At 70.5% G+C, this 21,139-nt stretch carries 24 protein-coding genes and 1 pseudogene; 17 read left to right on the top strand and 8 right to left on the bottom strand.

All coding sequences use genetic code 11. The annotated features are described in order from the left end of the window. Positions 1–55 precede the first annotated feature (55 nt). The 5 genes from H6927_13420 to H6927_13440 all read left to right on the top strand — a co-directional run bounded on the left by H6927_13420 (position 56) and on the right by H6927_13440 (position 4,562). On the top strand, positions 56–925 hold the full coding sequence (locus tag H6927_13420) for a PHP domain-containing protein (GenBank protein ID MCP5219096.1): 870 nt from the start codon (positions 56–58) through the stop codon (positions 923–925). Positions 926–1,004: 79 nt separating this feature from the next. Then, a complete protein-coding gene (locus H6927_13425) occupies positions 1,005–1,628 on the top strand; it encodes a threonylcarbamoyl-AMP synthase (protein MCP5219097.1) in 624 nt (207 codons plus the stop codon). A 35-nt stretch (positions 1,629–1,663) separates the two neighbouring features. Then, positions 1,664–2,332: a site-2 protease family protein gene (locus H6927_13430; GenBank protein MCP5219098.1), complete on the top strand. Its 669-nt coding sequence runs from the start codon at positions 1,664–1,666 to the stop codon at positions 2,330–2,332. A 174-nt stretch (positions 2,333–2,506) separates the two neighbouring features. Further along, positions 2,507–3,811, top strand: a complete 1,305-nt coding sequence (locus H6927_13435; protein MCP5219099.1) for a tryptophan--tRNA ligase — start codon at positions 2,507–2,509, stop codon at positions 3,809–3,811. Between the two features lie 157 nt (positions 3,812–3,968). After that, positions 3,969–4,562: a response regulator transcription factor gene (locus H6927_13440; GenBank protein ID MCP5219100.1), complete on the top strand. Its 594-nt coding sequence runs from the start codon at positions 3,969–3,971 to the stop codon at positions 4,560–4,562. Here the strand turns inward: H6927_13440 and H6927_13445 are convergent. From H6927_13445 to H6927_13455, 3 genes are all read right to left on the bottom strand, one after another. Further along, the gene (locus H6927_13445) at positions 4,537–5,220 is read right to left on the bottom strand and encodes a HAMP domain-containing histidine kinase (GenBank protein MCP5219101.1); all 684 of its coding nucleotides are present in this window, start codon (positions 5,218–5,220) and stop codon (positions 4,537–4,539) included. The genes H6927_13440 and H6927_13445 overlap by 26 nt on opposite strands. Before the next feature lie 6 nt (positions 5,221–5,226). Then, positions 5,227–6,309 (bottom strand): chorismate synthase, encoded by a 1,083-nt coding sequence (gene aroC / locus H6927_13450; GenBank protein ID MCP5219102.1) that lies wholly within the window; start codon positions 6,307–6,309, stop codon positions 5,227–5,229. Positions 6,310–6,516: 207 nt separating this feature from the next. Continuing rightward, complete coding sequence (locus tag H6927_13455; GenBank protein MCP5219103.1) at positions 6,517–6,882, bottom strand: hypothetical protein; 366 nt, start codon at positions 6,880–6,882, stop codon at positions 6,517–6,519. A 196-nt stretch (positions 6,883–7,078) separates the two neighbouring features. On the opposite strand from H6927_13455, the gene H6927_13460 reads away from it, so the two are divergent. From H6927_13460 to H6927_13475, 4 genes are all read left to right on the top strand, one after another. Further along, positions 7,079–8,902 (top strand): glutamine--tRNA ligase/YqeY domain fusion protein, encoded by a 1,824-nt coding sequence (locus H6927_13460; protein ID MCP5219104.1) that lies wholly within the window; start codon positions 7,079–7,081, stop codon positions 8,900–8,902. A 44-nt stretch (positions 8,903–8,946) separates the two neighbouring features. Continuing rightward, positions 8,947–9,084, top strand: coding sequence for a hypothetical protein (locus tag H6927_13465; GenBank protein ID MCP5219105.1), 138 nt, complete (start codon positions 8,947–8,949; stop codon positions 9,082–9,084). Further along, positions 9,081–9,347, top strand: a complete 267-nt coding sequence (locus H6927_13470) for a hypothetical protein (protein MCP5219106.1) — start codon at positions 9,081–9,083, stop codon at positions 9,345–9,347. The genes H6927_13465 and H6927_13470 overlap by 4 nt, the downstream gene beginning before the upstream one ends. Positions 9,348–9,540: 193 nt before the next feature. After that, the gene (locus H6927_13475; GenBank protein ID MCP5219107.1) at positions 9,541–10,512 is read left to right on the top strand and encodes a restriction endonuclease; all 972 of its coding nucleotides are present in this window, start codon (positions 9,541–9,543) and stop codon (positions 10,510–10,512) included. Positions 10,513–10,607: 95 nt separating this feature from the next. Here H6927_13475 and H6927_13480 read toward each other — a convergent pair whose 3' ends face one another. Both H6927_13480 and H6927_13485 read right to left on the bottom strand, forming a co-directional pair. Further along, positions 10,608–11,324 carry a VIT family protein gene (locus tag H6927_13480; GenBank protein ID MCP5219108.1) on the bottom strand — a complete coding sequence of 239 codons (717 nt, stop codon included), beginning with the start codon at positions 11,322–11,324 and terminating at the stop codon, positions 10,608–10,610. Between the two features lie 180 nt (positions 11,325–11,504). Further along, the gene (locus H6927_13485; protein MCP5219109.1) at positions 11,505–12,146 is read right to left on the bottom strand and encodes an ATP-binding cassette domain-containing protein; all 642 of its coding nucleotides are present in this window, start codon (positions 12,144–12,146) and stop codon (positions 11,505–11,507) included. A gap of 70 nt (positions 12,147–12,216) precedes the next feature. Here H6927_13485 and H6927_13490 point away from each other — a divergent pair, with 70 nt between their 5' ends. From H6927_13490 to H6927_13500, 3 genes are read left to right on the top strand one after another with little or no spacing between them, the layout of a single operon-like run. Beyond that, a complete protein-coding gene (locus H6927_13490) occupies positions 12,217–12,621 on the top strand; it encodes a phage holin family protein (GenBank protein ID MCP5219110.1) in 405 nt (134 codons plus the stop codon). 42 nt (positions 12,622–12,663) lie between these two features. Then, the gene (locus tag H6927_13495) at positions 12,664–13,137 is read left to right on the top strand and encodes a YeeE/YedE family protein (protein MCP5219111.1); all 474 of its coding nucleotides are present in this window, start codon (positions 12,664–12,666) and stop codon (positions 13,135–13,137) included. After that, positions 13,134–13,589, top strand: coding sequence for a YeeE/YedE family protein (locus H6927_13500; protein MCP5219112.1), 456 nt, complete (start codon positions 13,134–13,136; stop codon positions 13,587–13,589). Before H6927_13495 ends, H6927_13500 begins: the two co-directional genes overlap by 4 nt. Here the strand turns inward: H6927_13500 and H6927_13505 are convergent, their stop codons facing one another. Both H6927_13505 and H6927_13510 read right to left on the bottom strand, forming a co-directional pair. After that, positions 13,590–14,435, bottom strand: a complete 846-nt coding sequence (locus tag H6927_13505) for a TatD family hydrolase (GenBank protein MCP5219113.1) — start codon at positions 14,433–14,435, stop codon at positions 13,590–13,592. Between the two features lie 13 nt (positions 14,436–14,448). Next, positions 14,449–14,688 carry a hypothetical protein gene (locus H6927_13510; GenBank protein MCP5219114.1) on the bottom strand — a complete coding sequence of 80 codons (240 nt, stop codon included), beginning with the start codon at positions 14,686–14,688 and terminating at the stop codon, positions 14,449–14,451. 83 nt (positions 14,689–14,771) lie between these two features. Between H6927_13510 and H6927_13515 the strand changes: the two genes are divergently transcribed. The 4 genes from H6927_13515 to H6927_13530 are packed head-to-tail and all read left to right on the top strand — an operon-like array spanning position 14,772 to position 18,917. Further along, positions 14,772–15,719 carry a trypsin-like peptidase domain-containing protein gene (locus H6927_13515; protein MCP5219115.1) on the top strand — a complete coding sequence of 316 codons (948 nt, stop codon included), beginning with the start codon at positions 14,772–14,774 and terminating at the stop codon, positions 15,717–15,719. A gap of 25 nt (positions 15,720–15,744) precedes the next feature. Continuing rightward, positions 15,745–16,764 (top strand): MoxR family ATPase, encoded by a 1,020-nt coding sequence (locus H6927_13520; protein MCP5219116.1) that lies wholly within the window; start codon positions 15,745–15,747, stop codon positions 16,762–16,764. 5 nt (positions 16,765–16,769) lie between these two features. Then, positions 16,770–17,786, top strand: coding sequence for a DUF58 domain-containing protein (locus H6927_13525; protein ID MCP5219117.1), 1,017 nt, complete (start codon positions 16,770–16,772; stop codon positions 17,784–17,786). Between the two features lie 33 nt (positions 17,787–17,819). Further along, positions 17,820–18,917, top strand: a complete 1,098-nt coding sequence (locus tag H6927_13530) for a VWA domain-containing protein (protein ID MCP5219118.1) — start codon at positions 17,820–17,822, stop codon at positions 18,915–18,917. A 50-nt stretch (positions 18,918–18,967) separates the two neighbouring features. On the opposite strand, the gene H6927_13535 is transcribed toward H6927_13530, so the two are convergent. After that, positions 18,968–19,657: a GntR family transcriptional regulator gene (locus tag H6927_13535; GenBank protein MCP5219119.1), complete on the bottom strand. Its 690-nt coding sequence runs from the start codon at positions 19,655–19,657 to the stop codon at positions 18,968–18,970. A gap of 233 nt (positions 19,658–19,890) precedes the next feature. On the opposite strand from H6927_13535, the pseudogene H6927_13540 reads away from it, so the two are divergent. Then, positions 19,891–21,137: pseudogene (locus H6927_13540) on the top strand (MFS transporter). Positions 21,138–21,139 lie beyond the last annotated feature (2 nt).

Genomic DNA, 21,139 nt, shown 5'->3' on the forward strand with positions numbered 1-21,139 from the left:
CGCGCCGTGCCGCGGGCCGTCAGCGCGCAATCGAGGTGCTTCGTAAAATGGCCCGGTGAGCGCCTACACCAACCCCGACCTGCACTGCCACTCCGTCGTCTCCGACGGCACCCTGACACCCGAAGACCTGGCCGCGCGCGCGCGCAGCGGCGGCGTGGACCTGTGGGCGCTGACGGACCACGACGAGGTGGGCGGCCAGCCACGCGCGCTGGCGGCGGCCCAGGCCCAGGGGATGGACTACCTGAGCGGCGTCGAAATCTCGGTCACCTTCGCCGACACCACGGTGCACATCGTCGGGCTGGGGTTCGATCCTGCCGATGAGCAGCTGGTGCAGGGCCTGGCGGACACGCGCGACGGCCGCGCGCCGCGCGCGCGCGACATGGCGGCGCAGCTGGCGCAGGCCGGCATTGCCGGCGCCTACGAGGGCGCGCTCAGGTACGTGGGCAACCCGGCGCTGATCTCGCGCACGCACTTCGCGCGCTTTCTGGTCGAGGCCGGCGTGTGCCGCGACACGCAGGAGGTGTTTCGCAAGTACCTCACCGAGGGCAAGCCCGGCTACGTGCCGCATCGCTGGGCCCGCCTGGGCGACGCGGTGCGCTGGATCACGCAGGCCGGCGGCGTGGCCGTGGTGGCGCATCCGGCGCGCTACCACTTCAGCCCGACCGAGGAATACGCGCTGTTCTCCGAGTTCAAGCAGCATGGCGGCCAGGGGGTCGAGGTGGTCACCGGCAGCCACTCGACCGCCGAGGCACTGCGCTACGCCGACGTAGCGCGCGAGTTCGACCTGCTCGCCTCGCGCGGCAGCGACTTTCATAGCCCCGTCGAGAGCCACATCGACCTGGGCCACCTGCCGCCGCTGCCGGCCGACCTGCCCACGGTCTGGAGCCGGCTGGCCGAGCGCATCCACGCCGCCAGCGTGGCCTGATTTTCAAGCCAAACAAGCCTCTGGCGCCCATCGAACAAGCGCCAGCAGCTATCGTTTTCATAGTTTTCGACCCTACCCCATGGCCCAGCTTTTCACCGTGCACCCCGACAACCCGCAGCCGCGCCTGCTCAAGCAGGCGGCCGATCTGCTGCGGCGCGGCGAGGTGCTGGCCGTGCCCACCGACTCCAGCTACGCCCTGGTGTGCCAGCTGGACGACAAGGCCGCGGCCGACCGCCTGCGCCGCATCCGCCAGCTGGACGACAAGCAGCTGCTGTCCCTGCTGTGCCGCGACCTGGGCGAGCTGGCCAGCTACGCGCGGGTGGACAACGCGCAGTTTCGCCTGCTCAAGCTGGGCACGCCGGGACCCTTCACCTTCATCCTGGAGGCCAGCAAGGAAGTACCCCGGCGCGTCAGCCACCCGCAGCGCAAGACCATCGGCCTGCGCGTGCCCGAGCACCCGGTGGTGCAGGGCCTGATCGCGCTGCACGGCGCGCCGCTGCTGGCCACCACCCTGATCCTGCCGGACGACGACACCCCGCTGAACGAGCCCGCCGCCATCCGCGAGCGGCTGGAGCACGACATTGCCGCCGTCATCGACGCCGGCGCCTGCCCACTGGTACCCACCACGGTGGTGGACCTGAGCGGCGACGCGCCTGCGCTGCTGCGCCGCGGCCGGGGCGATCCGGCGCGGCTGGGCCTGTGATGGGCCTGTGACCGGCCTCTGAGACAATCCGCGCCGTGGACTTCAACGACATCATCCAGACCATCGCCACCTACGCCCTGCCGGTGCTGTTTTCCATCACCGTGCACGAGGCGGCCCATGGCTACGTGGCGCGCCACTTCGGCGACGGCACCGCGTCCTTCCTGGGGCGCGTCACGCTCAACCCGCTCAAGCACATCGACCCCATCGGCACCATCGTCATGCCGCTGGCGCTGTACCTGATGACGGGCGGCGCCTTCATCTTCGGCTACGCCAAGCCGGTGCCGGTCAACTTCGGGCAGCTGCGCAACCCCAAGCGCGACATGGTCTGGGTGGCGCTGGCCGGCCCGCTGTCCAACCTGCTGATGGCGCTGGGCTGGGGCATCCTGCTGTACGTGCTGATCGCCGCCGGCGTGGACGAGCGCTTCTTCCTCGAGATGTGCCGCGGCGGCGTGCTGGTCAACGTGGTGATGTTCGTCTTCAACCTGTTTCCCCTGCCCCCGCTGGACGGCGGGCGCGTGCTGGTGGGCCTGCTGCCGGCGCGCCAGGCCATGGCCGTCAGCCGCATCGAGCCCTGGGGCTTCTTCATCGTCATGGCGCTCATCGTCGCCGGCGTCATCAGCAACCTGTGGATGCGCCCGCTGATGCAACTCACCTTCGCCTTCCTGGACGCGGCGCTCACGCCGCTCAAGCTCCTGCTGTCATGAAACACCCCCAGTCTCCACACGCTGCGCGTTGTTGCGCCTCCCCCCTCAAGGGGGCATCGCCAGTGGCCGGGGAAACCCCGGCCACGACGATCGCTGGCGCGGCCTGCTCCGCGGCCCTTCGACTCCTTGCATTTCATGCGATGTCGGCGGCGTGCAACACCACGAATCACTGAAATGTCCTCCATCCGCGTCCTCACCGGCATCACCCCCAGCGGCACGCCGCACCTGGGCAACTACGTCGGCTCGATCCGCGCCTCGGTGCGCGCCAGCCGCCAGCCGGGCATGCAAAGCTTCTACTTTCTGGCCGACTACCACGCGCTCATCAAGTGCCAGGAGCCGGCGCGCGTGCAGCGCAGCACGCTGGAGATCGCCGCCAGCTGGCTGGCCGCCGGACTGGACCCGGAGCACGTCACCTTCTACCGCCAGTCCGACATCCCCGAGATCCCCGAGCTGACCTGGCTGCTCACCTGCGTCACCGGCAAGGGCCTGCTCAACCGCGCCCACGCCTACAAGGCCATGCTGGACAAGAACCAGGCGGCCGGCCAGGACGCCGACGCCGACGTCAGCGCGGGCCTGTTCATGTACCCGGTGCTGATGGGCGCCGACATCCTGATGTTCAGCGCCCACCAGGTGCCGGTGGGGCGCGACCAGATCCAGCACATCGAGATGGCGCGCGACATGGCCGCCAGCTTCAACCACCTGTACGGCGAGCACCTTGTGCCGCCGGCGGCGCTGATCGACGACAACGTGGCCCTGCTGCCCGGCCTGGACGGGCGCAAGATGAGCAAGAGCTACGACAACACCATCGCCCTGTTCGGCCCGCGCGAGCAGCTGCGCAAGCAGATCATGTCCATCGTGACCGATTCGCGCGCGCCCGGCGAGCCCAAGGACACCGAAGGCTCGGCGCTGTACGCCGTCTACCGCGCCTTTGCCGACGATGCCGAGGCCGCCGCCTTTGCCCAGGCCTTCAAGGACGGCATCGCCTGGGGCGACGCCAAGCAGCAGCTGTTCGAGCGCATCGAGCGCGAGATCGGCCCCATGCGCGCGCGCTACGAGCACCTGATGGCGCACCCCGAGGAGGTCGAGGTCATCCTGCAGGCCGGCGCCCGCAAGGCGCGCGCCCTGGCCACGCCCTTCATGCAGAACCTGCGCCAGGCCGTCGGCCTGCGCGCGCTGACGGCGCAGGCCTCGCCCACCGCCAGCAGGAAGGCCGCCGCCGGCCTGCCCGGCTTCAAGCAATACCGCGAGGCCGACGGGCGCTTTTACTTCAAGCTGACCGACGCGCACGGCGCCGTGCTGCTGCAAAGCCAGGGCTTCGCGTCGCCGCGCGAGGCCGGCCAGGCCGTCAAGCGCCTGCAGGCCGAAGGCGCCGCCGCGCTGCAGGCGCTGGCGCCGCAGCTGCAGGCCACGCCCGACCCTGCGGCGCCGGCGCTGCGGCAGGCACTGGATCAGTTACTGAGCGCCGCCAGCCAGGCGTGAAGACCGCGCCCGATTCGCACTCGCGCACCGGCCGCGCCGAGGGCTTTCGTGAACTTGTACCGAATTCTCACGCTGACCGTGGCGTCTTAATCATTTCGGTGTAACAAGAACGGTATTCCAGCCAATAATCGAGTTGAACCAACCGGGGAGACTGATTTTGGCCATTTACGTGATTGACGATCATCCGCTGATGCGCGAGGCCATCGTCATGCTGCTGCGCCGCCTGCGCCCGGGCACCGAGTTGGTGGAGCTGAGCCAGTTGTCCGAGCTCGAACCGGCCATCGCCACGCGCGGCCAGCCCGAACTGTTCTGCCTGGACCTGAAGCTGCCCGACACCCTGGGCCTGTCCGGCGTGCGCCTGGTGTCGGCCCAATATCCCGGCGTGCCCCTGGCCGTCATCTCCGCCACCCCGGCCAGCGACGTCGAGGAATGGTGCCGCGAGGCCGGCGCCGACGTCTACATCGAAAAGTCCGCCGGCGCGGCCGAGATCGTCAACACCCTGCGCCTGATGCTGCAAGGCGACAGCGAGATGGGCGGGCTGGACGACGTCACCCGCCTGTCCAAGCGCCAGAAGCAGCTGCTGCTGATGCTGGACGAGGGCCTGTCCAACCGCGACATCGCCGAGCGCCTGGGCATCAGCGAGCACACCGTCAAGGTGCACCTGTGGCGGCTGTTCCGCCGCCTGGGCGTCAAAAGCCGCACGCAGACGCTGCACTACGCCCGCGTCAACGGCCTGCTGACGACGTACTGAAAACCAACCCGAACACGCTGCCGCGCCCCGGGCGTGAGCGCAGCGTCACCTCGCAGCCCAGCCGCCGTGCGCCCTCGCGCACCACGGCTAGGCCCAGGCCGGTGCCCTCGCCCGCCGCGGACAGGCGGACAAAGGGCTCGAAAACGCGCTGCCGGTCGGCCGCCGCCAGGCCGGGCCCGGTGTCCCACACCTCCAACACCAGCCCCGCCGCGCGGCGGCGCACCGCCAGCAGCACGCCGCCGTGCGCGGTGTAGCGGATGGCGTTGGCCAGCAGATTGCCCAGCATGCGGCGCAGCCAGACCGGGTCGCTGCTGAACGTGGCGTCGATGCCGCGCACGCGCCAGCGCAGGCCCTTGCGGCGTGCCTGCGGCTCGTAGACGGCCGCCAGCTCGGCCAGCAGCGTGGGGACATGAACGCCCACGCGAACCGGCGCTGCAGCCTGCCCGCGCCACGCGGCAAAGTCCTGCAGCGACTGCGCCAGGCCCTGCGCCAGAGCGATGGCGCGCGCCATGCGCGGCGCCAGCTCGGCGGCCTGCGCCGGGTCCTGCACCAGCAGCTCGGCGTAGATGGCCAGGGCATCCAGCGGCTGGCGCAGGTCGTGCGCCACGCCGGCCAGTCGGCGGGCCTCGTCGGAATGGCTCAGGTCGGGCTCGGCCACCGGCGCTCAAAACCCGTCGGGCACCGGCACGTCGGCGCACTGCGCGCGCCAGCGCAGCGCATGCTCCATCACCACCAGCGCCAGCAGCGCCTCGACGATTGGCGTGGCGCGAATGCCCACGCAGGGGTCGTGCCGGCCCTTGGTGACCAGCTCGACGGGTGCGCCCGTTACGTCGACCGATTGGCGCGGCACCAGGATCGAGCTGGTGGGCTTGATGGCAATGGCCACCTCCAGGTCCTGCCCGCTGCTGATGCCGCCCAGCACGCCGCCGTCGTGGTTGCTGGCAAAGCCGCCGCCCGGCCGCAGCGAATCGCCGTGCATGCTGCCCCGGTGCGCCACGCTGGCAAAGCCGTCGCCGATCTCCACGCCCTTGACGGCATTGAGCCCCATCAACGCATGGGCGATGTCGGCGTCCAGCCGGTCGTAAATGGGCTCGCCCAGGCCCACGGGCACGTGCTGCGCCGTCACGCGCAGGCGCGCGCCGCAGGAGTCGCCCGACTTGCGCAGCGCGCCCATGTAATCCTCGATGGCCGACACGTCGGCCACGGGGGCGAAGAAGGGGTTGCGGTCCACGTGCTCCCAGCCCTCGAAGCCGATGGCCAGCTCGCCCACCTGCGTCATGCAGCCGCGAAACGTGGTGCCGTACTTCTCGCGCAGCCACTTGCGCGCCACCGCGCCGGCCGCCACCGTGGGCGCCGTCAGCCGCGCCGACGAGCGCCCGCCGCCGCGCGGGTCGCGAATGCCGAACTTGCGCCAGTAGGTGTAGTCGGCGTGGCCGGGCCGAAAGCGCTGCGCGATCTCGCCATAGTCCTTGCTGCGTTGATCCTGGTTGCGGATCAGCAGGCAGATGGGCGTTCCCGTGGTCTGGCCCTGGTACACGCCCGACAGGATCTCGACCTGGTCAGCCTCGTTGCGCTGGGTGACGAACCTGCTGGTGCCGGGCCGGCGCCGGTCCAGCTCGGGCTGGATGTCGGCCTCCGACAGAGCCATGCCCGGCGGGCAGCCGTCGATCACGCAACCGATGGCCGGCCCGTGCGATTCGCCGAAGTTGGTGACGGCAAACAGCTTGCCGAGGGTGTTGCCGCTCATGGCGCCCGATTATTCCAGAGCGCCCGGCGCGGCCTCAGAGGCTGAGAGTTTTTTGGGCGTGCCCGAGGAGCGCGTCCCAACGCGCCCAATCAAGGCGCAAAGCACAGCCGTAGCTCGGGCTACGGCGAGCATTTGCAACGCCGAGTGGGCGCGTTGGGGCGTGAGCAGCGGGCATGAACAAAAGACTCTCAGCCTCTCAGCCGGCAATCAATCCCAGTCGCGGTCGTGGTGATGGCGGCGATGCCATCCGCGGCGCCCGTGCTCGCCCCGCGGGCCGTAGTAGTAGCCCGGCGCCGGGCGATAGACCACCGGCGGCGCATAGTAGGCCGGCGGCGGCGCGACGTAGACCGGACGCGGGCGCACGTAGACCGGCTGCGGCGCCACGTACACCGGCGGCGGCGCGTAGACCACCGGCGGCACGTTGCCCACGCCCACGGCCACGCCCGGCGCGCCCACGCCCAGCGACCAGTACACGTCGTCGCGCGCCTGCGCCGTGCCGGCAAAGCCGAGCGCGCCGATGACCAGGGTGCCGACAACGGCCAGAGCTTGCATGGATCTCATGGTTCTCTCCATCGAATGAAAGTCTGGCTGCACCATCGGCAGCCGCGTATCGATTAAACGCGCCAATGGGCCCCGCGGAGCACCAAGCGAACGTGAAACCCGTATCGACGCGTAACCCGAAAGACCACGCACATAGCCGCCATGATGGCCACGCGCGCGCCCGTCACCCAGTGCGGGCACACCGGCCGCCTACACCTAGAATCCAGGCATGTCAAACCCCAAATCGGCAGCGCCGGCCGACGCCGCCAAGCCCAGCCACTTCATCCGCCAGGCCATCGAGCACGACCTACAGGCCGGCACCTACGCCCAGCGCCGCTGGGGCGGCGGCCCCGGCGACGGCGCCAGCCACCAGGCCGGCGCACCCGATCCGGCCCGCATCCGCACCCGCTTTCCGCCCGAGCCCAATGGCTACCTGCACATCGGCCACGCCAAGAGCATCTGGCTGAACTTCAGCCTGGCGCAGGAATACGGCGGCGTGTGCCACCTGCGCTTCGACGACACCAACCCCGAGAAGGAAGAGCAGGAATACGTCGACTCCATCCGCGAGATGGTGCACTGGCTGGGCTGGAGCCACGCCTTTGCCGACAACCCCGCGCAGCCCGGCGTGCCGCAGCCGCACGAATACTTCGCCAGCGACGACTTCGACTTCATGTACCGCGCGGCCGAAGCCCTGATCGAGGCCGGCCACGCCTACGTCGACGAGCAAACGCCCGAGCAGATGCGCGCCGGCCGCGGCGACTTCGGCACGCCCGGCACCGACAGCCCGTACCGCAGCCGCACGCCGGCCGAGAACCTGGCGCGCTTTCGCGAGATGCGGGGTGGCCAGCACCCCGACGGCGCCATGGTGCTGCGCGCCAGGATCGACATGGCCAGCCCCAACATCAACCTGCGCGACCCGGCCATCTACCGCATCCGCCACGCCACGCACCACCGCACGGGCGACCGCTGGTGCATCTACCCCATGTACACCTTCGCGCATCCGATCGAGGATGCGCTGGAGCAGATCACCCACAGCATCTGCACGCTGGAGTTCGAAGACCAGCGCCCCTTCTACGACTGGCTGCTCGAACGTTTGTGCGAAGCCGGCCTGCTCACCGCCCCGCCGCCGCGCCAGTACGAGTTTGCGCGCCTGAACGTCGGCCACGTCATCACCAGCAAGCGCAAGCTGCGCCAGCTGGTCGAAGAGCGCCACGTCAGCGGCTGGGACGACCCGCGCATGCCCACCCTGGCCGGCCTGCGCCGCCGCGGCTACACGCCCGAAAGCCTGCGCCTGTTTGCCGAGCGCTCGGGCGTCACCAAGACCAGCAACGCCTGGACCGACTACGCCGCCCTGGACGCCGCCCTGCGCGAAACGCTGGACCCGTACGCCCCGCGCGCCATGGCCGTGCTGGAGCCGCTCAAGCTGGTCATCGAGAACTGGGCCGAGGTGTTCGGCAGCGACGCGCACCTGGAGCCCTGCCACGCCCCCGTGCACCCGCACCAGCCCGAGCTGGGCCAGCGCGCCTTCATGCTCGGCAAGGAGGTGTGGATCGAGCGCACCGACTACGAAGAGACGCCGCCCAAAGGCTTCTTCCGGCTGTTCCCCGGCAACAAGGTGCGGCTGAAATACGGCTACGTCATCGAGTGCCTGGGCGCTACAAAAGACGCAGCTGGCCAGGAAAACGTGGTGCGGGCAAACCTCATAAAAGACACCAAATCGGGCACCCCCGGCGCCGACAGCGTCAAGGTCAAGGGCGTCATCACCTGGGTGGGCGTGGCCGATGGCGTGCCCGCCACCGTCAACCTGTACGACCGCCTGTTCACCGAGGAACAGCCCGACGCCGGCGGGCGCGACTTCCTCGGCGTGCTCAACCCCCACAGCCTGCACACCGTGCAGGCCGTGGTCGAGCCCTCACTGGCCGCCGCGCAGCCCGAGGACCGCTTTCAGTTCGAGCGCCACGGCTTCTTCGTCGCCGACCGGCGCGAGCATCAGGCGGGCGGCAGGCTGGTGTTCAACCGCATCGCGGGCCTGAAAGATTCGTGGAGCAAGTGACGTGTTCTACCTCGACCTGTTCGCAAGTGCTGCAGGAGCGCGCCTTGACGCTCGAGATCGGCAGCACGCCGGTGCGAGTGGCCACCATCGACGACCTGATCGCACTCAAACAACAGGCCGGCCGCCCGCTGGACCTCGATGACGTGGCCCATCTCCAAAAAATCAAGGCCGCCAAGTCATGAAAGCCGATCCCTGGCCACCCTTCCCGCCCCAGCCCGACCGCAGCGCTCGTCGCTACCGCATCAGCGACGAGCGCCTGCAGGCGTTCGCCAAACTCACCCTCTACGAGCGCCTGAAGTGGGTGGAGGAATGCTCCAGCTTCGTGCGCATGGGGCAGCAAGCGATGGCGCGGCAAGGCGGGGCCACTCACCTTCAGCAGGGCGATACGCTGGCCGTCAAGGAACCCGAGACATGGCAACGATTCAACGCAAACCCGCCCCATTGATCCCACCCGCGCGCCAGCTCAACGCCGCGCTCAGGCAGTCGGCCGCGCGCGCCCAGCGGATTGCGGATGCATTTGGGAGGGCCGTGCCAAAAGCGCGTGAGGCCGCGCCGTGCGACAAGACCGAACGTCAGCCCAAACACTGAGCGCCAGACTCCTTTCCTACGCCGAGCCTTCCCGATTTCTCTTTTCATTCATGCGACGACGCAGAACGAAAGAATCACCGCTCTCCATCGGTTTAACCCTGATCGCCATGGGTCTCGGCATGCTGTTGGTGCCGACCATGCTCGGGTCAAGCCCCGTCGTACGCGCGTTCAAAACGGGGCTGCAAACCCCTGGATGGATCATGCTTGGATTGGGTGCCATGGCCGTCGCCTTCCACATGCTGGTTCTCAAATTGAGTGCGTCCAAGCAAGGTGCCACGGCGCGTCCAACGTCAAGCAGTCGGACCCAAGTTGAACCAACCACCACCAGCGGCCCGTCCGCGGCGCATCCAGTTTCGACAACTGGCGACGAGCGCATGGAACCCAGCCTCGCACCTGAGCCGCCTGCGACGCCCTCCCCTGTCGCGTCCCCTGCCCACAAGCGCCTGACGCATTGGAGCCCCGAGGTATTCGCCGCCATCGAATGGCGCCGCTTCGAGGCGGTGGTGGAGCAGCTGTTTGCCCAAGCGGGTTTCGAGACGCGGGCGCAGTCGCATGGCGCCGACGGCGGGGTCGATGTGTGGCTGCATTCGCGCCACGCGGGCGGTGCACCGGTGGGCGTGGTGCAGTGCAAGCACTGGCAGGACAAGGCGGTGCCGGTGTCGGCCATGCCCGAGTTCTTCGGCGTGATGGCCTCGCACGGCCTCAAGCGCGGCACCTACGCCACCACCTCGCGCTTTACCGCCGACGCACTGACCTTCGCCCGCGCCAACGGCATCAACGCGCAGGATGGCGATGGGTTGCTGGCGCTGATCGCTGCGCGCACGCCCGAGCAGCAGGCCGCACTGCTGGCGACGGCGTTCGACGGCGAATACTGGCGCCCGACGTGCCCGAGTTGCGGCGTGAAAATGGCTGGCCGTGCTTCGCGCAAGACCGGCGAGCGCTTCTGGGGCTGCATCCACTACCCGCGCTGCAAGACCACGCTGCCCATGACCAAGGCCGCAGCCAACGGCTTGACAGCCTGACGCCAGCTTCCGCCCATTTCTCTCGTTTCGATAGCTTCTCGCGCTTTCTGGATGCGCGCCAGAGCCTGATTTGACTCATAGGCCGGGCAGCACCCTCACCCCGCCGACCCGGTCCCGAACAGCTGCCCGATCAGCGCCGAGGCGCCCATCGCCAGCGCGCCCCAGAACAGCACGCGCGCGGCGCCCTTGCCCATGGGCGCGCCACCCAGCCTGGCGGCCATGGCGCCCAGCGCGGCCAGCAGCGCCAGCGTGGCGCCGATCAGCAGCGAGGTCAGGCCGGCGCCCTGGTACAGCAGCACGATCAGGATGGGCGGCAGCGCGCCGGCCACGAAGGACCCGGCCGAGGCCAGCGCGGCCTGCAGCGGGCGCGCCTCGTTGTGCGCGGTGATGCCCAGCTCGTCGCGCAGGTGGGCGTCCAGCGCGTTGTGCGCCGTCAGCTCGTGCGCCACCTGGGCCGCCAGCTCGGGCGACAGGCCGCGCCGGCGGTAGATGCCGGTGAGCTCGCGCAGCTCCTGCTCGGGCTGGTCGACCAGCTCGCGCGCCTCGGTGGCGCGGTCGGCCTGCTCGACGTCGGCCTGCGAGCTGACGGAGACGTATTCGCCCGCGGCCATCGAGAACGCGCCGGCCGTCAGCCCCGCCGCCGCCGTCAGCAGCAGCACGCGCAGGTCGGTGCCGGCCGCCGCCATGCCGACCACCAGGCCGCTGGTCGACAGCAGCCCGTCGTTGGCGCCCAGCACGGCGGCGCGCAGCCAGCCGGCGTTGTGGGCGTTGTGGGATTCGCGGTGCGGGTCGTGGTGGTGGGTGCGGGACATGGGCGGGCCTGAAGATGGACGGCCGCCATTGTGGCCTACGGCCAAGCGCACCGGCGACGCCTGCCGCAAAGCCGCGTATGCTTTGTTTTCGATAGCTGTTGGCGCATGATGCACGCTGGCTGCGGGCCGAATCATCTCTTCAAGCCGCTTCGTCGCGGCATGCCGTGCGGCCTGGCCCCGTCACGCCAGGCGCAGCACCTGCCCCCAGGGCACGTCGGGCACGGCCTCGTAGTTCGCCACCACGATCACCCGCCCGCTCTCCCGGCAGCGCCGCGCCTCGGCCGCCAGCGCCTGGCGCAGGTGGCGGATCGAAGGCCCATCGAGCGCGGCCTCGGGCTCGTCGATGAGCGTGAGCGGCGCGCCGCTGGCCAGCGCCGCGGCCAGCAGCACCTTGCGCTTGCCGCCGGTGGACAGGCGAAACATCTCCTTGTGCCGGTGTTCGTCCAGGCCCAGCCCCTGCACCAGCGCCTGCCAGTCGGCCGCGCGCCAGCCGGGGTGGCACCCGGCCTGCTGCCGCGCCCATTGCTCGGGCGACAGCTCGGGCCAGGGCTCGCGCGGGTCGCGCCAGAAGATGCGTGCCGCGCGCTCGGCCGCGTCCAGCGCCGCGACGTCGGCGCCGCCCCAGCGCACCGAGCCCGCGGCCGGCGCCGCCTCGCCGGCCAGCAGGCGCAGCAACGCAGTCTTGTGCTCGCCCTCTTCGTCGACGACGAGCGACAGGCCGGAGGCAAAGGCGGCGCTCCAGCCGGTGATGCGGGCACCGCCGGGGGAATCGAGCGCGAGGGCGTGCACCTGCAGGGGTGCGTGCGGGGCAACGGGGGTCATGCCGCCGATTGTCGCGGGCGGCGGCGGTGCAGAATGCAAGCTTCGTTTTCTGCACCACCGCCTCCGACCCATGCTCGCCAACCTCACCCCCTTCCTGCTGCACTGGGCCATCACGGCGTTCGGCCTGTGGGTGGCCAGCCACGTGTTCAAGGGCCTGCGCTTCGATGGCGCCGGCGCGCTCATCGTGGCCGCCCTGCTGCTGGGGCTGGCCAACGCGGTGGTGCGGCCGCTGCTGGTGGTGCTGACGCTGCCGCTGACGCTGGTCACCTTCGGGCTGTTCCTGCTGGTCATCAACGCGCTGGTGCTGATGCTGGTGGGCGCGCTGGTGCGCGGCTTTCACGTCGGCGGCTTCTGGACGGCGTTCTGGGCCAGCATCTTCATGTCGCTGCTGAGCCTGGTGCTGGGCGCCTTCGTGCTCGGCGGCACGCCCGAGTTCACCATCCACACCAGCCCCGGGCCGGGCGGCTGGATCTGAGCCCCCCGGGCAGCGGCGTCGGCTGCCGGCTACCATCGGCGCATGACGATCTGGCAAACCCTTTTCCCCACCGGCTGGCTGAACTACCTGCTGGGCGGCCTGTGCGTGGGCGCCGGCGTGGCGCTGCTGTTCGTGCTGACGGGCCGCGTCGGCGGCATGAGCTCGGTGTTCACCACCACCTGGTCCTACGCGCTGCGGCGGCCGTTCTTTCAGCAGGCTCCGTGGCTGGACTCGCGCGGCTGGCGCCTGCTGTACGCGCTGGGCCTGGTGCTGGGCGCGCTGGCCTGGTGGCTGTGGCAGGGCCAGGGCGTGGCCGAAACCACCGCCGTGCCCTGGTGGCTGCTGCTGGCAGGCGGCTTCGTCACCGGCTACGGGGCGCGGCGCGGGCGCGGCTGCACCTCGGGCCACGGCATCTGCGGGCTGGGCTCGCTGCAATGGCCCTCGGCGCTGGCGGTGCTCACCTTTCTGGCCACCGCCATGCTGACGGCCAACCTGGTCACGCGGTGGATCGTATGAACATTGGCAAGGCACTGGCCACGCTGGCCGCGGGGGCGCTGTTCGGCTTTGGGCTGGCGCTGGCCGGCATGATCCGGCCCGAGGTGGTGCTGAGCTTTCTGCAGTGGCGCGACTGGGGCCTGATGCTGGTGATGGCCGGCGGCGCCGGCGGCGCGCTGCTGGCCTACAAGGGGCTGGCGCACTGGCTGAAGGCGCCCCTGCTGGGCGGGCGCTTTGGCGTGCATGAGAGCCGCTGGGACGGCCGCATGCTGACCGGCGCGGCCCTGTTCGGCGTGGGCTGGGGCCTGACGGGCGTGTGCCCGGGCCCGGCCATCGCCGGCCTGGGCGCAGGCAACGTCACGCTGCTGTGGGCCGTGGCCGGCATCGCGCTGGGCGCGCTGGCGCAGGGCTGGTGGGCCACCGATGCCGATCTGCCGGCGGGGGTACCGCAAGGGCCCGGGCATGACGACTGATCATTCGTCATCCACCAGCGCCGCCAGCCGCGGCAGCGCCGAGCAGGCGTTGGCGGTGGTCTGCGCCGCCCAGGCCTCGACCGGCACCGCGCGCAAGCCGGCCAGCACGGCGGCGATGCGCGGCAGCTCGCCTGGCTCGTTGCGGCCGGTGGCGGCGCCCGCGGCACGCTGGGCGGCGCTGGCGTACAGCCATTGCGGCGGGATGTCGGGGGCGTCGGTCTCCACCACGATGGCGTGCGCCGGCAGCGCCGTGGCCAGCGCGCGCAGGCGCGTGGCGCGCTCGTAGGTCAGGGCGCCGCCAAAGCCCAGCTTGAAGCTCAGCTGCAGGAACTGGTCGGCCTGCTGGCGGCTGCCGCCGAAGGCGTGGGCGATGCCGCCCGCCACCTCGATCTCGCGCAGGCCCTGGAGGATGGCGTCCACCGAGCGGCGCACGTGCAGGATCACCGGCAGCCCATGGCGGCGCGCCAGCTTCAGCTGCTCGCGATAGAAGTGCTCCTGCCGCGCGCGCAGCGGGCCGGGCGCGGCCAGCTCGGGCACGAAGTAGTCCAGCCCGATCTCGCCCACGGCCACCAGGCGCGGGTCGGCGGCGTGGCGCGTCAGCGCCGCGTCCAGCTGCGCCAGCGCGTCGTCGGCCGCGCGCGCCACGCACATCGGGTGGATGCCCAGCGCGTAGGCGTCGCCCAGCTGGTGCGCCAGCGCGCGCGCGCCCTCGAAGGCCGGCGCCTCGACCGCCGGGATCACGCACAGCGCTACATTTTGATGAGCCGCCCGGGCACGCACCGCGCGGGCGTCGGGCGCAAACTCCGGTGCATCCAGGTGGCAGTGGGTGTCGATCCAGCGAGCCATGGGGGCAAGCGTATCAGCCGCCGCGCTCGCACAGCGTCAGGTGCCAGTCCTCGTTGGGCGCGCCCTGCCCCGCCAGCTGCTGGCTGCGCGAGTTGGCGCGCCACACGCGGCCGGCAAAGCCCGGCTGCGGCCGCGTGCGGTACCAGTACCAGCGGCCGTCGCCGTCCTGCGCGGCCCAGTTCCAGCCCTGCGGCGCCTGCGCCCAGTCCAGGCGCCAGGGTGTGCCGCCGGCGCTGCCCGTCTCGTCGTGCATGTCAATGACCTTTTCATACCCACACAGGGGGCAAACCATGCTACCGTGCATCCCATTGCCCTTTCGATGTCCGGGGTGAGACCATGCGCCGCACCGCGCTCTACAGCCAATCGCCCTCATCGGCCGCGCCGGCGGCTGCCGCGGCGCCCGAGCCGAACCCAACCAAGCCGCTGGTCATGCCGCCGACCACGCCGCCGGTGCGCCAGGCGGGCGTCTGGCGCCGCCGCTGGGCCGCCGGCTGGCGCCACCCAGCCGCGCTGTGGTCCGCCATCGGCGCGCTGGCGCTGGGCGGGGCGCTGGCGCTGGGCCCCTGGCGTGTGCCGGCGCCGCGCGCGCTGACGCAAAAGGACATCGACGCCGCCGTGCTGCACACGGCCGCCACCAAGGTGCTGCCCTCGCAGGCGGCACGCGCGGCCGCCACGGTGGCGCCGTCGGTGGTGCGGGTGGAAGGCGTCATCGAAGGCAAGAAGGGCAAGAAGGGCCAGGTGGAGCTGGGCCGCGGCATCGGCACCGGGGTGGTGATCCGCGACAACGGCACCATCCTGACCAACCTGCACGTGGTGCAGGAGGCCGAGAAGATCACCGTGACCTTTGCCGACGGCACCGAGAGCCCGGCCGGCATCGTCAACGTGCAGCCCGACAACGACATGGCGGTGCTGCGCGCCAGCAAGCTGCCCGACGACCTGCAGGCCGCCACCCTGCGCACCACGGGCGACCTGCAGCCGGGCGAGGAGGTGGTGGCCATCGGCTTTCCGTTCGGCATCGGGCCCTCGGTGTCCAGCGGCGTGGTGTCGGGCCTGGGGCGGGCGTTCCGCTCGCCCGAGGGCGGGCAGATCATGCGCAACCTGATCCAGTTCGACGCCGCCGCCAACCCCGGCAACTCGGGCGGGCCGCTCATCACCATGGACGGCCAGGTGGTGGGCATCGTCACCGCCATCCTCAACCCGACGTCGGCGCGCACCTTCATCGGCATCGGCTTCGCGGTGCCGATCGAGAACGCCGCCGCCGGCGCCGGGCAGATTCCGTTTTGACTATTATTTCAGGAGCACGCCACGCATGACCCAAGCCGACGACCAGCGCTTTTCGCCCAAGACCGAAACCGCCGAGCGCATGCAGAAGATCCTGTACGAGGTCAAGCGCGTGGTGGTGGGCCAGGACCGCTTTCTGGAGCGCGTGATGGTGGCCCTGCTGGCCGGCGGCCACCTGCTGGTGGAGGGCGTGCCGGGCCTGGCCAAGACGCTCACCATCAAGACCCTGGCCGGGGTGCTGCACGGGCAGTTCAAGCGCATCCAGTTCACGCCCGACCTGGTGCCGGCCGACCTGATCGGCACGCGCATCTACAACCAGAAGAGCGGCGAGTTCAGCACCGCGCTGGGCCCGGTGTTCACCCACCTGCTGCTGGCCGACGAGATCAACCGCGCGCCGGCCAAGGTGCAGAGCGCCCTGCTGGAGGTGATGCAGGAGCGCCAGGTCACCATCGCCGGGCAGACTCACTTCGTGCCCGAGCCCTTCCTGGTCATGGCCACGCAGAACCCGATCGAGACCGAGGGCACCTACCCCCTGCCCGAGGCGCAGGTGGACCGCTTTTTGATGAAGGTGCTGGTGGACTACCCCAGCGACGAGGAGGAGTTCGTCATTGCCCAGCGCGTCACCGGCCCGCGCATCGAGGTGCAGCCGGTGGCCAGCATGGAACAGTTGGTGCAGCTGCAGCGCGAATGCCGCGAGGTCTACGTCGACCCCTCGCTGGTGCAGTACGCGGTGCGCCTGGTGTCGGCCACGCGCGCGCCGGCCGCGGCCGGCCTGGCCGAGCTGGCGCCGCTGATCACCTACGGCGCCAGCCCGCGCGCCACCATCGGCCTGATCGAGGGCGCGCGCGCGCTGGCGCTGATGCGCGGGCGCGGCTACGCCCTGCCCGAGGACATGAGCGACCTGGCGCCCGACGTGCTGCGCCACCGCGTGGTGCTGTCGTACCAGGCCCTGTCCGACAACCTGTCGGCCGACGAGCTGGTGCACCGCGTGATGGACCACGTGCCGCCGCCGGCCAAGCCGCTGCAGCACGAGCGGCGCGTAGCCTGAAAGCCATGAGAGGCTGGCTGCGCCCCCGCCCGCCCCGGCCGCACGCCGTGCCCAACGCGCGCGCGCCGGCCGCCGGCGTGCAGCAGCCGCCCGACGCCGAGCAGCTGCTGCGCCGGCTGGAGTGGACCGTGATCAAGCGCCTGGACGGCCTGCTGCAGGGCCACCACCGCACGCTGATGCGGGGCACCGGCCTGGACCTGGCCGACCTGCGCGAATACCAGCTGCACGACGACGTGCGCCACATCGACTGGAACGTCACCGCACGGCTGGACACGCCGCACGTGCGCGTGTTCACCGAAGACCGCGAGATGAGCGCCTGGCTGCTGCTGGACCTAAGCGGCTCGGTCGACTTCGGCTCGGGCGCGCAAAGCAAGCGCCAGCTGCTGGCCGAGTTCGTGGCCGTGCTGGCGCGGCTGCTCACGCGCCACGGCAACCGCGTGGGCGCGCTGCTGTACGGCGCGGGGGTGGAGCAGGTGATTGCGGCGCGTGCCAGCCGCGCCCACGTGCTGCAGCTGCTGCACGCCGTCATGCACCGGCCCGCGCGCGCCGCCGCCCAGGCGCCGGCCAGCACGCGCCTGGCCGAGCTGCTGCAGGCAGCGGGCCACCTCATCCACCGGCGCTCCAGCGTGTTCGTGGTGTCGGACTTCATCAGCGAGCCCGGCTGGGAGCGGCCGCTGGCGCAGCTGGCCGTGCGCCACGAGGTGCTGGCCGTGCGCCTGCTCGACCCGCTGGAGCGCGCCCTGCCCGACCTGGGCCTGCTGACCCTGCTTGATGCCGAGAGCGGCGAGCAGCTGCTGGTGGACACGCACGACGCCGGCTTTCGCCGCCGCTTCGCGCAGCGCGCGGCGCAGCGCGAGCAGCAACTGCGCGCCGCGTTGACCAACGCCGGGGTGGACACGCTGGAGCTGGCCACCGACGGCGCGCTGCTGGACGCCCTGGTGCGCTTCATCGAGCTGCGCCGCCAGCGCGTGCGGGCGGCCAGCGGCGGGGGCCTGCCCGCGCACCTTCGCAACAGCGCCTGATCGGGCCACAATGGTTTCGTACCCGATGCGTCCATGAACCTCGACTGGCTCCGCTCCCTGAAATGGCCCGCGGCGATCCCGCAGCCGGGCTTTCTGTGGCCGCAGTTCCTGTGGCTGCTGCTGGCGCTGCCGCTGCTGGTGCTGCTGTACCTGTGGCTGCTGCGCCGCCGGCGCAGGGCCGCCGTGCGCTACGCCAGCCTGGCCCTGGTGCGCGAGGCCCTGGGGCGTGGCCCCGGCTGGCGCCGCCACCTGCCGCCGCTGCTGATGCTGCTGGCGCTGGCCACGCTGGTGCTGGCCAGCGCGCGGCCGGTGGCGCTGGTCACGTTGCCGTCCAACCAGCAGACCATCATCCTGGCGATGGACGTGTCGGCCAGCATGCGCGCCACCGACGTCGAGCCCAACCGCCTGATCGCCGCGCAGGAGGCGGCCAAGACCTTCCTGGCCGAGCTGCCGCGCGACATCAAGGTCGGCGTCGTCGCCTTTGCCGGCTCGGCCCAGGTGGCGCAGGGGCCCACGCTCAACCGCCAGGACCTGATCGCCGCCATCGACCGCTTTCAGCTGCAGCGCGCCACCGCCACCGGCAACGCCATCGTGATCTCGCTGGCCACGCTGTTTCCCAAGGCCGGCATCGAGCTGCAGCAGCTCAGCCCCGACCGCATGCGCGGCGACGGCCTGGGCCGCTCGCTGGACCTGTCGCCGCCCAAACAGGACGAGTTCGTGCCCGTGCCGCCCGGCTCCTACCGCTCGGCCGCCATCATCATGCTGACCGACGGCCAGCGCACCACCGGCGTCGACCCGCTGGACGCCGCCCAGATGGCCGCCGACCGCGGCGTCAAGGTCTACACCGTGGGCATCGGCACGGTGGACGGCGAGATCATCGGCTTCGAGGGCTGGTCCATGCGCGTGCGCCTGGACGAGGCCACGCTCAAGGCCATCGCGCAGAAGACCGCCGCCGACTACTTCTACGCCGGCACCGCGCACGACCTCAAGAAGGTCTACCAGAGCCTGTCCAGCCGCCTGACGCTGGAGAAGAAGGAGACCGAGGTCACCTCCCTGTTCGCCCTGGCCGGCGCGGCCCTGGTGCTGCTGGCGGGCGGGCTGTCGGTGTGGTGGTTCGGGCGGCTGTTGTAGAAATTTCAAGCCCAAACGCCCGATAGCCGGCGTCTGTCAATCCCGGAATGCTACTTTTCCGATAGCTTTCGACGCCCCTTGGGTGCTGCCGCCGGCGTGGCCCCGGCGTCGCCCACGTGCCGTGCATGGGCACTAAGCACGGCGCGCTCGGAGTGCGTCAGGTACTCGCGCATCAGTTCGGCGGCGCGCGCCATGTCGCCGGCCTCGAAGCGCTCGAGGATCGCGGCGTTCATCTCGACGTAGGGCGCGTGCAGAAACTCGGCGTCGCGCAGCATGCCGAAGGCCAGCCGCAGCTCCACCAGCAGGTGGGCGAACAGCGCGTCCAGGCGCTCGCTGTCGGCCAGGGCGACCACGCCCTGGTGAAAGCGCATGTTGGCCGAGCCCACGTCCTGCCAGCGGCCGGCCTGGGCCAGCCGGCGCTGCTCGGCCACGGCCTCGCGCATGGCACGGCGCGCCGGATGCTGCGCGATGGCCTGCGCCAGCGCCTGGCACTCGACCATGCGGCGCACGCGGTAGATGTCGATGATCGAGGCCATGCTGGGAATGGCCACGAACACGCCGCGGTTGGGCAGGTGGCGCAGCAGGCCTTCCTTGGTGAGCAGCCGGAAGACCTCGCGCAGGCTATTGCGCGAAATGCCCAGGCTGGCGCTGAGCGCCACCTCCGACAGGCGCTGGCCCGGCAGCAGCGCGCCGCTGACGAGCTGGCTGCGCAGGCGCTCGGCCGCGCGATCGATCACCATGGGCGGCAGGTCAGGCGAGGCGTTCAAGGGCGAACTCCGGTTGCAGGCTGGCGCGCGGCGCCGTGGCACGAGATGGCCCGAGTGTAGCCAGCCGGGTGCGCGCCCATGACCGTCGGATCAGGGTAATCCCTATTTTGAAATCTTCATTTTTGTTCAACAATTTATATGTTTGGTTGATCAATAGAAAGTACGGGCGCAGCACCAGCCCCTTCCCGACACACGAAAGGCACACCATGTGGCTCAAGGAAACCAATCAGGAAGAGCGCAAGACGCTCTTGGCCGCCTTCCTCGGTTATGGGGTCGATGCGTTCGACTACATGATCTACACCTTCATGATCCCCACGCTGATCGCGCTGTGGGGCATGACCAAGGCGCAGGCAGGCTACATCGCCACCGGCGCGCTGATCACCTCGGCCATCGGCGGCTGGCTGGCCGGCATCCTGGCCGACCCCGGTACGGGCGGGTGCGCATGCTGCAGGTCACGGTGCTGTGGTTCAGCGCCTTCACCTTCCTGAGCGGCTTCACGCACTCACCCGAGCAGCTGTTCGTCACGCGGGCGCTGCAGGGGCTGGGCTTTGGCGGTGAATGGTCGGTGGGCTCGGTGCTGATCGCCGAGATGATCAGCGCGCGCCACCGCGGCAAGGCCGTCGGCCTGGTGCAAAGCGCCTGGGCCATCGGCTGGGGCATCTCGGCGCTGGCCTTCTGGGCCGTGTACGCGCTGGCCGAGCCGGCCCTGGCCTGGCGCGTGCTGTTCTGGCTCGGCGTGTTGCCGGCCCTGCTGATCCTCTACATCCGGCGCAACATCAGCGACCCGCAGGTGTTCAAGGACACGCAGGCCAGGCTGGCGGCCAGCGGCCAGCGCAGCAACTTCCTGCTCATCTTCAAGCCCGGCATCCTGCGCACCACGGTGCTGGCGAGCCTGCTGGCCACCGGCATGCAGGGCGCGTACTATGCCGTCACCACCTGGCTGCCGACCTACCTGAAGATGGAGCGCAATCTGTCGGTGCTCAACACCAGCGGCTACCTGATCGTGCTGATCGCCGGCTCGTTCGCGGGCTACCTCACCAGCGCCTGGCTGAGCGACCGGCTGGGCCGCCGCAACGGCTTCATGCTGTTCGCGCTGTGCGCCGGCGTGCTGGTCATCTGCTACACCCAGCTGCCCATCACCGACGCCGCCATGATGGTGCTGGGCTTTCCGCTCGGCTTCTTCCTGTCGGGTATCTTCTCGGGCATGGGCGCCTTTCTGTCGGAGCTCTATCCCAGCGACATCCGGGGCTCGGGCCAGGGCTTTTGCTACAACTTCGGCCGCGCCGTCGGCTCCATCTTCCCGGCCGTGGTCGGCATCATGGGCAGTTCGATGTCGCTGGGCGTGGCCATCGGCTACATGGCGGCCGGCGCCTACCTGCTGGTGATCGTCGCCAGCCTGCTGCTGCCCGAAACGCGCGGCCGCGAGTTGACCGACGCCACGGTCGCCGCCTGAAG

This window comes from Burkholderiaceae bacterium (assembly GCA_024235995.1).
GTDB lineage: Bacteria > Pseudomonadota > Gammaproteobacteria > Burkholderiales > Burkholderiaceae_C > Ottowia.